This is a genomic window from Tunturiibacter gelidiferens (genome assembly GCF_013410115.1).
In the GTDB taxonomy this organism is placed as follows: domain Bacteria; phylum Acidobacteriota; class Terriglobia; order Terriglobales; family Acidobacteriaceae; genus Edaphobacter; species Edaphobacter gelidiferens.
Genome location: NZ_JACCCV010000001.1, coordinates 647,804 through 661,290, shown reverse-complemented (window position 1 = coordinate 661,290; position 13,487 = coordinate 647,804). Strand labels below are relative to the sequence as shown.

The window sequence follows — 13,487 nt, the reverse complement described above, 5'->3', positions numbered from 1 at the left end:
GAAGAGTGAAAAAAGTAGGCAGTGCGACCGATCCGCTCTGGTACAAGGACGCGATCATCTACGAGATTCACATTCGAGCGTTCATGGACTCGAATGCGGACGGCATCGGCGACTTCCCCGGCCTCATGTCGAAGCTCGACTATCTTCAGGATCTGGGCGTCACGTGTCTGTGGCTGCTTCCCTTCTTCCCGTCGCCTCTGCGCGACGATGGCTACGACATTGCGAACTACGTCGACGTCAACCCCAGCTACGGAACCATCAACGACTTCAAGCAGTTTCTCGATGCCGCCCACCTTCGCGGCATGCAGGTGATGATCGAGCTCGTCATTAACCACACCAGCGATCAGCATCCATGGTTCAAAGCTGCGCGACTCGCTCCCAAAGGTTCCCCCGAGCGCGATATGTACGTCTGGAGTGACACGGACAAGCTCTTCGAGGGCGTCAGAATCATCTTCACCGACACGGAGAAGTCCAACTGGACCTGGGACGACGTCGCGCAGCAGTATTACTGGCACCGCTTCTTCTCCCATCAACCCGACCTGAACTTCGACAACCCGCGCGTGATGGAGGAGGTCCTCACGGCGATGCGCTTCTGGCTGGACATGGGTGTCGACGGGCTGCGCCTGGATGCGATTCCCTATCTCATCGAACGCGACGGCACAAGCTGCGAGAACGTCCCCGAGACCCACGTAAAGATCAAGCAGATTCGCGCAGTGATCGATGCCGAATATGAGAATCGCCTGGTGCTCGCCGAAGCCAACATGTGGCCCGCAGACGTCCGCCCCTACTTTGGCGACGGCGACGAGTGCAACATGGCCTTTCACTTCCCGCTCATGCCGCGCATCTACATGGCGCTTCGGCAGGAAGACCGCCTGCCGATCACCGACATCATGGCGCAGACTCCCTCCATTCCGGACAACTGCCAGTGGGGTCTCTTCCTTCGCAATCACGACGAACTCACCCTCGAGATGGTCACCGACGACGAGCGCGACTACATGTACTTCGCATACTCGGCCGACCCGCGCATGCGCATCAACGTTGGCATCCGCCGACGCCTCGCGCCTCTGGTCGATAACAATCGCCGCCGCATCGAGCTGCTCAACTCGCTTCTCCTCAGCTTCCCCGGCACGCCCATCCTCTACTACGGCGACGAAATCGGCATGGGCGACAACATCTATCTGGGCGATCGCAACGGCGTCCGCACGCCCATGCAATGGAACTCCGACCGCAACGCAGGTTTCTCGACGTCGATCCCCGCGCGGCTTTATTTTCCCGTCATCACCGATCCGATCTGGGGCTATCAATCGATTAACGTCGAGGCCCAGCAGTCCGATCAATCGTCCCTGTTGCATTGGACACGCAACATGATCGCCCTGCGCAAACTCTTCCACGTCTTCGGGCGTGGGACGCAGGAGTTCCTCAGTCCAGAAAACCGAAAGATCCTCGCCTACATTCGCCAGTACGAAGAGAACGGCAACTGCGAAACCGTCCTTTGCGTCGCGAACCTATCGCGTTTTTCGCAGCCCGTCTCGCTCGACCTCTCTAAATTTTCCGGCATGGTTCCCGTCGAGATGCTGGGGTACGTCAACTTCCCCACTATCACTGCGCAGCCATACCCACTCACGCTTTCGCCATATTCCTTCCTCTGGCTCGAACTGCAATCCGCGCCGGCAGCGCCCGAGCCGGTAGAGGTACCCGTAGACGAGCCTATCGTGCACATGCTCAGCCGCGGCATCGAAGGCGTTCTGACAGGAGAAGGCCTAACTCTTCTGCAGAATTTGTTGGCCAGCTACCTTCCGCACCAGCGCTGGTTTGGAGCGAAATCAAGAACCATCAAGACCGTCGAAATTCTCGACTCTGCGGATCTTCCTGGCCTCAACGCAATGGTTCTCTTCCTGCATTTGACCTACGAAGACGACAGCACCGATGTCTATCAGCTCGCGCTCACCATCAGCACAGGCGAGGTTGCAGAGATAGTCCGCGCTTCAGACCCGGCGTGCATTGTCGCAACCGTTTCAACCTCTGACGGTCCCGCAGTCCTCCACGATGCGGTTGCGCGCGAAGACGTTCGTCAGGCGATCCTTCGCCTCATCGAGACGAACGGTGAACTCCCCACCCGCAACGGGAGCCTGCGTGGACGCAGCAGCAGCGCCTTCGCCGAAGCTCGCGGCAGCGGTCCGCTTCCGGCTCGCACGGGTTCAGCCGAACAATCCAACACCTCCATCCTTTACGACGCGAAGCTCATCATGAAGCTCTTTCGCCGGCTCCAGCCCGGTGAAAATCCCGACACCGAGATCGGCCGTTTTCTCACCGAGACAGCACACTTTCCCCGCATCGCTCCGTTTCTTGGGGATATCACACTCCACTCCAAAACCGGCGACCCCACCACCATCGCGATGCTCCAGGGCCTGGTCGAAAACGAAGGAGATGGCTGGCAATGGACCCTCGACGAGCTCTCGCACTACTACGAGAGCGTCGCCATCCTGCCCGCTCTTCATGACCTCGGCACTCCGGCGTCCTTCCTTGGAAAGAACGAATCTCCCGCCCTCGCCCACGAACACGCCGGCCTCTATCTCGACGCTGCCGCGCTGCTCGGCCGTCGCACCGCCGAGATGCATCTTGCGCTCGCCACTCCCACTCACGACCCAGCCTTCTCAGCAGAAGACTTCACGACCGCCGATCTCGTCGCCGACGCCGACCGTATCGACGCACAGCTGTCCCTCACCCTCGATGCTCTCAAGCGCGGCATGTCGCACCTTACCGAGACAACCGCCGATAACGCCGCTCTCGTTCTCAGCCGTCGCATCAACCTATTCGCCCGCGCCCGCGCCATAGCCTCCGCAACGCCCACCGCAGCCGGCCAGCGCATCCGCATTCACGGGGACTATCATCTCGGCCAGGTCCTTCGTTCCCGCAGCGACTACGTCATCCTCGACTTCGAAGGCGAGCCCGCGCGCAGCCTCGCCGAACGCCGCGCCAAACAATCGCCTCTCCGGGATGTAGCAGGCATGCTCCGCTCCTTCAGCTACGCCGCGCACGCCGCACACAACGCCTTCGCGCAGCGTCGCCCAGACGACGCAAAGTATCTCGAGCCGTGGGCCACGCTCTGGCAGAACTCCGTCTCCACCGAGTTTCTCCACGCCTACCATGCCACGATCCACGCCAAAGATCCGGGCCTGATCCCCGAGCCCGCGCAGGCACAGCTCCTGCTCAACGCATACCTGCTGGAGAAATCCCTCTACGAGCTTCTTTATGAGCTCAACAACCGCCCCGCGTGGGTCAGAATACCCCTCTCAGGCATCCTGTCCCTGCATTCATAAATATTTTCTTGGCTATCTTTCCTGCGATACAAATTCCATTCTTTTGTCTTGTCGAAAAAAAATTCCACGATAGTCTGAATCATGGCTCCAGTGAAGCTGATCGTTGTCTTTGCCGCATGCCTCGCGTGGTTGCCGGCCAACTCATCGTCAACTGGACATTTCCTCTTGACAGAGCGCGGTGCCGCATCCGACCTCGAGATCGCCGGCATAGCCGCAGATATCGCACCCGGCACAGTCCGCTACATCTCCTACGGCCAACTCGCGACACTTCCCCAGACAACCGTCACAGTCACAGGCGATGACAATTTCCGCGAACTCCCTCAGCAAAAGCTAACCGTCACCGGCGTCTATCTCGACGTCCTCGAGAGCTCCCTCGGCGTCCTTCCCGGATCGGATCTACTGACCGCCCTATGTTCCGACGGCTATCGTGCAACCTACACTCGCGAATATATGAAGACGCACCGTCCCATCCTCGCGTTGAAGATTGACGGCCTGCCAGTCAAAACCTGGGCGGCCCAGACGCACATCGACGACCCCGGCCCCTACTTCATCACCCACGAAGACTTCACGCCGTCCTTCAGCGTCCTCTCCTTTCCGGAGCTCCCCAAGATCCCTGCGAAGATAACCCGCCTCGAGTTCGGCACAGCGCAGCAGGTCTACGGGGCCATCGCACCTCACCAAAAAGATGCGTCCAATCCGCAGGTCATCGACGGTTTTCGCATCGCCCAGCAACACTGTTACCGCTGCCATAATATGGGCAGATACGGCGGCACGAAGGCAGGCAGGTCGTGGCAGACACTAGGCAACTACGCCGCCTCATCGCCATCGACCTTCGAACGCTACCTCCGCAATCCAAAATCCATCGACCCGAAGTCGGCCATGTCACCTAATCCACAACTCGATGAGTCCACTGCGAAGGCCCTCCAAACCTACTTCCAGACCTTTGCCACGATACCCCACTAATCCTCAACCTTAGCGTCGCCGTCCATTCTGGTCCAAGCCATGACAAACCCCCAATCCCCACTCACATCCCTTCATCACGCGCTCGCGTCGTCTGAGACAGATCCCCACACGATAGCAGTCGCTGCAGCCGGCAAAGCAAACAGCAACGACTCGCACAACGCCTTCCTCACCCTTACAACAATCGAATCGCTCCATCGAGCCGAACGACTCCCGAACCTCTTTGCCGACACTCAAAATCGTCCACCGCTCTACGGCGTTCCAATCTCGATCAAAGACTGCTTCGACCTAACAGGCACCACGACAAGCTGCGGCTCCCGCTACTACCAGCAACTCCATCCCGTCGCCGAAAAAAACTCATGGGTCGCGCAACGCCTTCTCGATGCGGGCGCGATCATCCCCGGAAAAACTCATCTCCATCAGCTCGCCTACGGCATCACCGGCGAAAACGCCGACTACGGAGACTCCGTCCAGCCACGCGACTCAACTCTGCTCACCGGCGGCTCCTCGAGCGGCGCAGCTGCGAGTGTGCAGGAAGGATCTGCCCTCGCAGCCATCGGCACCGACACCGGAGGCTCGGTCCGCGTCCCTGCTGCACTCTGCGGGCTCGCCGGCTACCGCGCCTCCCTCGGTGTCAGCCGCGGCGAAGAACGCTGGTCCGGCGCAGCTCACCTTGCTCCATCCTTCGATACCCTTGGCCTGCTCTTTCGCGATCTACGCGATGGTCCCGCGCTCGCCGGCGCTATCTACGACATCCCCTCCATCACCGCACCATCTCAACCCCGCGTCGGCTATGTTGGCGACGAGTTCACGCACGATTGCGAACCCGATGTCCTCGCCGCATTCGCGGCATGGAAGCAGCGCCTCACCGAACGCCGCGCAACCCTGATACCGATCGACACCGCCTTCTGGGTCGACAGTTTAGATATCTTCGCGTCCATACAAGCCAGCGAAGCAGCTCAACTCCACCGCGGCCACTATCAACACTTCGAGCCCGCGATCGCAGAACGCCTTGCCTGGGGGGCATCTATCACCATCGAGCAACTCCAGGCTTTTCACCGTCGCCTCGAAGTCTTCCGCTCCCAGATGTCGTCGCTCTTCCAACAAGTCGATCTCCTCCTGCTCCCCTGCGCTCCCGTCAGCAAACTCTTCGCCGGCAAAGACCAGTCGCACATCCGCAAAGCGATCCTGCGTTACACCACGCCCGCCAGCCTTGCCGGCTTGCCCGTCGTCACTCTCGCTGGCGAAGCAATCGGTGCGCCCCTCGGCACCGGAATGCAGCTAGTCGCCGCTCCCATGCAGGACGCCTCGCTCTTAGCGTTCGCGGCGGCTCTCTAGCCAATTAGTCACAACGCGACGGAAGCGCATCAACTTTACAGATGCGCTCCCATTGACGATGATGTTAGGGCCGGATGCACACCCTCCGGCAGTCACGGGGAACTAACAATGAGCACAAGCAACGGCGTACTACGCGAAACACTCGACAACATCATCGGTACCGAACGCACCGAACACCTCTTCAAGCTCCTGGTCATCCATCCCGAGATCGCCGCCGCCCTCGGCCCGCAGGTCTCTCGCGCCGTCCTCGCGCAAGCACTCAACATGCTCCTCTTCGAAGACCTTCTTCGCCGCGTCCCCACTGCCAAAACCTACGCCGACTACACCCTCAGCAAAGGGCGGCAGATCCTGCACGATCACGGCGCCGTCCGTACCGTCGCCCTCGAAGGCATGGGCGGCCTGCCCGCCGGACAAGAGGCCATCACCCGCATCCTGCGTCCGCTCGGCTACGCGCTCAACGGCGTCTACCCGCTCGAGCGTCTCAAGATGACCGGCCGCTCCCACGCCCAGGCCGACTACCCCGAAGCGATCGCGCAGTTCTTCCTCAGCGAGCTCCATCCCGAGCGCTTCTCCCCCGAGTTCCAGGCCGCCGTCCGGCGCGTCACCGCGAGCTCGAAGGACCCCGTCACCCCGCAGGCGAAGTCCCTCCTCGACAAACTCGAATCCACCGGCTCCCTCAGCGTCGATGAATCTGTAACTCTGCTGCCCATCCTCGCCTCGGTCTTCGAGCGTCAGCACACCGAACCCACGCTCGCCGACTACGAAATCCTCCTCGCAGAATCCCCCGAGATGGCCTGGATCTCCACCGAGGGCAACGCCTTCAACCACGCCACCGACCGCGTCCCCGACGTCGATCAACTCGCCGAAGAACAGAAAGCCCTCGGCCAGCCCATGAAGGCTGCCGTCGAAACCTCGCAGTCCGGCCGTGTTCGCCAGACAGCCTTTCTGGCCGCTAAGGTTCAACGCAAGTTCCACACCGCAGAAGGCGCACTCGTCGCCAAAGAGGTCAACGGCTCCTTCTACGAATTCATCACTCGCCTGCCGCTCCCCGAAGAAGACGGCAAGCAGAAACTCGATCTCGGCTTCGACAGCTCCAACGCCCAGGCCATCTTCAAGATGACCGCCACCGGCAAGTCCTAGTTGCTGCGCGAACCACCGGACTGCATCGGCGCAAGTCAATGCAGTCCGCATTTACGACTAAGCCCTACAACCGCAGGATTGTGGATGCGGTCCTGAAGAATCATCGCCTGATAAAAGTTAGATGGCTCCTGCTGACAGCAAGCAGTCTCTACTCATTTTGTAAAAAGATTCGCCCTTTCAAACCGCCCCCGTGTCGTGCCAGCCATCTTCAAGATGCCGCGACCTCGTGATCGGTTTGGCGGATGAAGGAATTAGGCCCAGCCGAGTTCTTTCATCGCAAACCCGGAGTTCCAGATCTTTGTGAAATGGGAGATTTTGTCACCGTCGAATTGTAGGAAGTAAACATAGTCGGACTTCGTGGTCTTTCCGGTCGGCGAAATCGGGCCGCCTGCCAAGTGCGTGCCAGTGAAAACCGCGTAGATGTTGACGTTGTTCCGTTCTGTATCGGTCGCGAATGACTTCACATCATACGTTCCATCGGTAAGAACCGTAAGCAAACCTTGCATCCAGTTGGTGTACTGCTCAACCGTCGACACCTCGGCGAGCGGTTCCGCCTGTGCGGAGAACGTAGCCCCGGGGGTGCAATATGCGCTGCATACCGACCAGCCCTTGCCCGTCTCACAAGCTGCCAGAAACTCTTCCGCTGTCTTCGTAATCGACATCATTGCTCCTATCTGCTTAGAGGCGCGTGGTGACGAATTTGATTCCCGGCGCACTCATTGCCACTCCCGCACATCATTTGGACAATGCTAAACTCCACGATCTGGTGCGCGACCACAAATAACCGTACCATCAACCTCATGGCTGCTCCTCCCACCCTGCCCTTCGTCATCCTGCCGAGCTCCCACGCCCGCGCACACGACACCTTCTCCGACGCCGACGAGCTCGCCTCACTCCTCCGCGAGCAGATCCGCGGCGAAGTCCGCTTCGATCCCGCCTCCAAAGCCCTCTACTCCACCGACGCCTCGAACTACCGCCACATCCCCATCGGCGTCGTCATCCCACGCGACGAAGCCGACGTCATCACCACCGTCACCCTCTGCCGCCGCTTCAACGCACCCATCCTCACCCGCGGAGCCGGCACCTCGCTCGCCGGACAGGGCTGCAACGCCGCCGTCATCCTCGACTTCTCGAAATACATGAACGGCATGGACGAGATCGACGTAGAAAACCGCACCGTCAAAGTCCAGCCCGGCATCGTCCTCGACCGTGTCCGCGACGCCGCCGAAAAACTCCACCTCACCTTTGCACCCGACCCCGCAACGCACAGCCGCTGCACCATCGGCGGCATGATCGGCAACAACTCCTGCGGCGTGCACGGCCTCATGGGCGGCAAAACCGTGGACAACATCGCCACACTCGACCTCCTCCTCTACGACGGCACCCGCCTAACCGTAGGCCCCACGACCGAAGCCGAACTCGCCGCCCACATCGCAGCCGGCGGCCGCACCGGCGAAATCTACTCCACCCTCAAATCCCTCCGAGACACCTACTCCACTAAGGTCCGTGAGAAATTCCCCAACATCCCACGCCGCGTCTCCGGCTTCAACCTTGACGAGCTCCTCCCCGAAAACTCCTTCAACGTGGCCCGCGCCTTAGTCGGCAGCGAAGGCACCTGCGCCATCATCCTCGGCGCAACCCTGCAGCTCGTTCAATCTCCACCCTGCCGCACCCTCGTCGGCGTCGGCTTCCCCGACATCTTCCTCGCCGCCGACCACGTCCCCCAGATCCTCGAGCACAAACCCATCGGCTTCGAAGGCATGGACGGTCTCCTCCTCGACGCCATGCGCCGCAAGCAGAAGTTCGCCGAAGAGCTCACGCTCCTCCCAGATGGCAACGGCTTCCTCATCATCGAGTTCGGCGGCGACACCCAGGCCGAGGCCAACACCAAAGCCCGCGCCCTCGTCGCCTCACTCAAAACCATCGCACCAGACGCCACCACGCGCATCTACACCTCCGTCGAAGCCAAGAGCGTCTGGCGCGTCCGCGAGTCCGCCCTCGGCGCCACCGCCTTCATCCCCGGCGTCGGCACCGGCTGGGAGGGTTGGGAGGATGCCGCCGTCGATCCCCATCAACTCGGCAGCTACCTCCGCGCCATCTTCGCCCTCATGAACGAGTACGGCTACCGCAGCCCCATGTACGGTCACTTCGGCCAGGGCTGCGTCCACATGCGCCACAACTTCGACCTCGAAACCCCCGAAGGCATCCTCAAGTTCCGCCAGTTCATGGACCGCGCCACCGACATCGCCCTCGCCCACGGCGGCTCTCTCTCCGGAGAACACGGCGACGGCCAGGCCCGCGGCGCTCTCCTCCCCAAGATGTTCGGCCCCGAGCTCATGCAGGCCTTCCGCACCTTCAAGAGCCTCTTCGACCCCACCAATCGCCTCAACCCCAACAAGCTCATCGACGCGCACGAGCCGCACGAAGACCTCCGCCTCGGCGCCGACTACAATCCCTGGCACCCAAAAACTCACTTCGCCTACACCGAAAACAACGGCTCCTTCGCCTCCGCCAATCTCCGCTGCGTAGGCGTAGGAGCCTGCCGCAAGACCGACGCCGGCACCATGTGCCCCAGCTTCATGGCCACCGGCGAAGAGCTCCACTCCACCCGCGGCCGCGCCCATCTCCTATGGGAGCTCATGCAGGGCGAAGTCCTCCCCGACCAATGGAAGAACAAGCAGGTCAAAGAGTCCCTCGACCTCTGCCTCGCCTGCAAAGCCTGCAAGTCCGAGTGCCCCGTCTCTGTCGACATGGCCACCTACAAATCCGAGTTCCTCGCCCACCACTACGAAGGCGAGTCCCGTCCGCTCTCGCACTACGCCTTCGGCCGCATCGACGTCTTCGCCCGCTTAGCCTCCTACGCCCCGCACCTCGTCAACGCCGTCAACCACACTCCCCTCATCAGCTCCATCATGAAGAAGCTCCTCCACATCCACCCGAAGCGCACCTTCCCCCGCTTCTCCAAACCCTTCACCCCCGACCGCCGTCTCGCCCGCGACCCTCAACGTCGCCGCGACCGCCGCATCCCGCTGCCCGCCGACGCTCCCGAAGTCTTCCTCTGGGCCGACACCTTCAACAACTACTTCCACCCCGCCGCCATGCGCGCCGCTCACAACGTCCTCACCACCGCCGGCTTCCGCGTCACGCTCCCCACGCAACACCTCTGCTGCGGCCGTCCCCTCTACGACTTCGGCATGCTCGACACCGCCAAAGACTATCTCCTCAAAACTCTCAACGCCCTCACCGCGCAGCTACAAGCCGGCACCCCCATCGTCGTCCTCGAACCCTCCTGCGCCTCCGTCTTCCGCGACGAACTCACCAACCTCCTCCCCCACGATCCCCGCGCGCAAAAGCTCCGCGACCAGACCTTCCTTCTCAGCGAGTTCCTCGTCAAACGCGCCCCCCACTACCGTCCCCCGCAACTCAACGAAAAGATCCTCGTCCACGGCCACTGCCATCACCGCGCCACCATGGGCATGCAAGACGAAATAGCCCTCCTCCGCCTCACCGGCGCCGACGTAGAGCTCCTCGACTCCGGCTGCTGCGGCATGGCCGGCCCCTTTGGCTTCGAAAAAGACAAGTTCGCCGTCTCGCAAACTCTCGCCAACCGCGTCCTCCTCCCCGCCGTCCGCGCCAAATCGGCCAACACCATCCTCGTCACCGACGGCTTCAGCTGCGCCGAACAGATCACTCAGAACACCAAAGCCAAACCCATGCACCTCGCCGAAGTCCTCGCCAAATCCCCGCAGGACTAACGACCGCCGGGCTAAGTCTTATCCGGCGGCAGAGACCCCCTCTCTCGCAGAAGAGACATCAGATCCTCGTGATTCAAATAGAAGACGATCTTCAACCCATCATCCGATCGATACAGCACAAACGTCGAACGCAAAGTAAGACCGTCGCCAGGCCCGCTTCCTCGATCAAGCTTCATCTGCCACTCGGTCTTAAGCAAAACGTATCGATTATCCAGCATCGTCTGCTCTACCGAGACCAGTGCAGTTGCTCCGCCACCCACACCCTCAAACAGCTTCTTTCGCAGGGGAATCGCCATCAACAGCTTCGAAGACGGTACTGCACGCGCGCCGCTCGGATCGGCCGACATAAAGACATCGGCAAACTGCTCCACAATCTCTTCAGCACTCCCTACGTTAGCGTTTATCTGGAATCGTTTGAGAAAGTCTTCTACCTCTTTATCGATATTTTTCACCACGGCTCCTTGAATGGCTGATCAAATTCCTCATCGTCCCCCTGCCGTGTCCGCGACAAGGTGACCTTTAGTATTATACCACTTTTTTGGTTACAAATCAAGACGCGCCCCATCGAGCAGAAGAAAGCCGCCTCCGAATCCGGGCCTCGCACGACGATCAACCGTCCTATTCGGACTCATCCAAAACACCAAGCCAGGCCGGCAACCTCCAGCCTTCAACACATGCGTCCCGCCCGAACGTTTGCTACCCTAGTGCCCAGTGAAACTTGTAGACGAGGTTCCTCCCGTGCTCGATGTGCATCCCCCGCATGAACCCGTTCATGGCTGGCGCGATTTTCTGCTTCATATCCTGACCATCACCATCGGCCTTCTCATTGCCCTCGGCCTCGAAGGGTGCGTCGAGTGGCAGCACCACCGCCATCTCGTCCACGAAGCCGAAACCAGCCTCCGGGCAGAGATCCAGAGCAACGCCAACAGCCTGCAGGATATCCTCGACGACGTTCACAAGCAGCAGGCGAATCTAAAGAACGACGTCGAGGTGCTTGACGACATCATCAAAGACCCAAAGTTGCGTCAACACAAGACAATGTCCGTCGCCTTCCACTTCAATAAGTTCGACGACGTTAGCTGGAAGACCGCTCAGTCCACCGGCGCGCTCTCCTACATGTCCTACGACACCGCCGAGAAGTACGCCGGTATCTATTCGCTGCAGGAGGAACTGGAAAAAGCACAACTACAGGGAACCCGCGACGCAATCACCAGCATCGGTCCCATCCTGAACGTGCCTGACAACACCAATCCCAACCCCAGCGAGGCACAGTATATGAAAGAGCACCTCGAAGTCGTTCAGGGCCAATTGATCCTTATCGAGAGCCTCGTCAAAGGACTTGATGCCGAGTACAAAAAATTCCTCGCCGCCCGCCCGGCGTGAAACGTCCCCCCTAGCAACTCTTCTAGCCCTCTCCTTCTCTTATAGAATGATCGCTATCGAGTGACGGCATCGCGGAGGTCGAAATGACCATGCCCAAACTGCAGCGGAGGATCTCGAAAGAGAAGAAGAGAAACAGGCTGCCGGGGATCACCCGAATACCTGCCTGCACCATCCTCCTCCTCGCCCTCGCTGCCGTCGGCGCCACCGCTCAGTCAAGCACCGAAGCAGCGCCCACCGCACAACAGGCGCCTTCCCCTGACGCAACTCCCACCCTTCACGTCTACACCAATCTCAAGCAGGTCCCCGTCCTCGTCCTCACCGACGACTACCAGCGGATGAAACCCCTCGACACTTCAAAGTTCCGCATCAGCCTGGACTCAGGACCGCAGTTTCCTCCGACGTATGTCCGTCAGGAAGGCCGGGATCCAATCTCCTTGTCGATCCTGATCGATGCGAGTAAGCCGGACAACCAGATGCTGCCGCGAATCTCCCAGGCAATCGCCGGTCTCGCGCCAGACTACCTGCAACCGCAGGATCGTGTCTCGATTTATGTGCTCGATTGCACCCTCATCCGCACCGCCTACGAGGCGCCGGCCAACGCGGCCGTACTCAGGCAGACGGTCGATCGCGGGTTGACGCCCTGGCAGATCCGTCAGCGAAAGAAAGGTTCCGCAATACCCTGTAAGCCATCCATACCCCTTTGGGACTCCATGGCGAACGTGCTGGACGAGCTCGCGCCCCAGTCCGGACGACGTGTCCTTCTGGCGATAACCGATGGCGAAGACAGCGGCAGCAGAACACTGTGGTCGACGGTAAGGCGACGCGCCCAGTTCGAATCGATCGCCGTCTTCGGACTACTTCCCACGCCGGTCTTCGCCGCGATGAATCGCCGAGACCTGGGAGAGATCAAGGTCGACTCCTCATCCCTTCGGTCTACCGAAGACAAATTCAACCAGATCTGCGGCCTCAGCGGCGGAGTCGAAGTTCAGCAAAGATATGGAATCGTGAGCTGGCGGTTGCGGGAGTTCCTACAGATGGTGCGGGAGCGCTACATCCTCGAGTTTCCGCGCTCTCCCACCGAAGAAGCTGGAGAACACACTATAGCCGTCTCCTACAGAAAGCGTGATCTATACATTGCGCCCTCAGGAATCACTGTTCCCGTCGCAAGCGAAGACGAGAAAAAGGGTGCGAACACCGTTCCAATAAATTCATCACAAGCGCCAGTGGAGGGCTCGCGAAGGGTGCTCCTCCCCAACCAGTAATCCTCCTCTGGCTCTCACCCAAAAATCTTGTCAAGCCCCGAAACCGCGAAAACCCGCGCCAATCCAGCACATTCGCGTGGCGTATGAGTTACTCTCCAACCGCTATACTGGTATCAGACTTGGAAAAGCCCTCGCCGCAAGAGGGCTTTTTCTATTGCAAACCGTAACCCCTTTGATTGGACGTATTTGCCTGTAAACCCTTTGTTATGAATATTTTGCAAATGTGGTCCAAACGTAAGCTGATGATTCAAAGCGACTTATACGATAATACCCCCCAGGGGGGTGCGCTCCCCCGCCAACTTGCCACCCCTGACCCGAACCATCTACGC

At 60.2% G+C, this 13,487-nt stretch carries 9 protein-coding genes; 7 read left to right on the top strand and 2 right to left on the bottom strand.

The genetic code is table 11. From position 1 onward, the window contains the following. Positions 1-5: 5 nt before the first annotated feature. From treS to HDF12_RS02800, 4 genes are all read left to right on the top strand, one after another. Positions 6-3,320, top strand: a complete 3,315-nt coding sequence (gene treS / locus HDF12_RS02815; protein WP_179581079.1) for a maltose alpha-D-glucosyltransferase — start codon at positions 6-8, stop codon at positions 3,318-3,320. An 81-nt stretch (positions 3,321-3,401) separates the two neighbouring features. Further along, on the top strand, positions 3,402-4,283 hold the full coding sequence (locus tag HDF12_RS02810) for a hypothetical protein (RefSeq protein WP_179581078.1): 882 nt from the start codon (positions 3,402-3,404) through the stop codon (positions 4,281-4,283). A 39-nt stretch (positions 4,284-4,322) separates the two neighbouring features. Continuing rightward, on the top strand, positions 4,323-5,618 hold the full coding sequence (locus tag HDF12_RS02805) for an amidase (RefSeq protein WP_179581076.1): 1,296 nt from the start codon (positions 4,323-4,325) through the stop codon (positions 5,616-5,618). A gap of 108 nt (positions 5,619-5,726) precedes the next feature. Then, a complete protein-coding gene (locus HDF12_RS02800) occupies positions 5,727-6,758 on the top strand; it encodes a DUF1338 domain-containing protein (protein ID WP_179581074.1) in 1,032 nt (343 codons plus the stop codon). A gap of 251 nt (positions 6,759-7,009) precedes the next feature. On the opposite strand, the gene HDF12_RS02795 is transcribed toward HDF12_RS02800, so the two are convergent. Next, positions 7,010-7,423 carry a nuclear transport factor 2 family protein gene (locus HDF12_RS02795; protein WP_179581072.1) on the bottom strand — a complete coding sequence of 138 codons (414 nt, stop codon included), beginning with the start codon at positions 7,421-7,423 and terminating at the stop codon, positions 7,010-7,012. Positions 7,424-7,558: 135 nt separating this feature from the next. Here HDF12_RS02795 and HDF12_RS02790 point away from each other — a divergent pair, with 135 nt between their 5' ends. After that, on the top strand, positions 7,559-10,513 hold the full coding sequence (locus HDF12_RS02790; RefSeq protein WP_179583287.1) for an FAD-binding and (Fe-S)-binding domain-containing protein: 2,955 nt from the start codon (positions 7,559-7,561) through the stop codon (positions 10,511-10,513). An 11-nt stretch (positions 10,514-10,524) separates the two neighbouring features. Here HDF12_RS02790 and HDF12_RS02785 read toward each other — a convergent pair whose 3' ends face one another. Further along, positions 10,525-10,965: a hypothetical protein gene (locus tag HDF12_RS02785; protein ID WP_179581070.1), complete on the bottom strand. Its 441-nt coding sequence runs from the start codon at positions 10,963-10,965 to the stop codon at positions 10,525-10,527. 259 nt (positions 10,966-11,224) lie between these two features. On the opposite strand from HDF12_RS02785, the gene HDF12_RS02780 reads away from it, so the two are divergent. Together HDF12_RS02780 and HDF12_RS02775 are read left to right on the top strand one after the other, a co-directional pair. Then, complete coding sequence (locus HDF12_RS02780) at positions 11,225-11,896, top strand: hypothetical protein (RefSeq protein WP_373563835.1); 672 nt, start codon at positions 11,225-11,227, stop codon at positions 11,894-11,896. Between the two features lie 83 nt (positions 11,897-11,979). Beyond that, entirely contained in the window at positions 11,980-13,158 is a 1,179-nt protein-coding gene (locus HDF12_RS02775) for a vWA domain-containing protein (protein ID WP_179581068.1), read from the top strand. The last annotated feature ends 329 nt before the right edge of the window (positions 13,159-13,487 follow it).

Bases quoted from the DNA above. Each gene is read 5' to 3' on its own strand.
- HDF12_RS02805 (WP_179581076.1), top strand. From the start codon at position 4,323: ATGACAAACCCCCAATCCCCACTCACATCCCTTCATCACGCGCTCGCG.
- HDF12_RS02800 (WP_179581074.1), top strand. From the start codon at position 5,727: ATGAGCACAAGCAACGGCGTACTACGCGAAACACTCGACAACATCATC.
- HDF12_RS02810 (WP_179581078.1), top strand. From the start codon at position 3,402: ATGGCTCCAGTGAAGCTGATCGTTGTCTTTGCCGCATGCCTCGCGTGG.
- HDF12_RS02775 (WP_179581068.1), top strand. From the start codon at position 11,980: ATGACCATGCCCAAACTGCAGCGGAGGATCTCGAAAGAGAAGAAGAGA.
- HDF12_RS02795 (WP_179581072.1), bottom strand. From the start codon at position 7,423: ATGATGTCGATTACGAAGACAGCGGAAGAGTTTCTGGCAGCTTGTGAG.
- HDF12_RS02790 (WP_179583287.1), top strand. From the start codon at position 7,559: ATGGCTGCTCCTCCCACCCTGCCCTTCGTCATCCTGCCGAGCTCCCAC.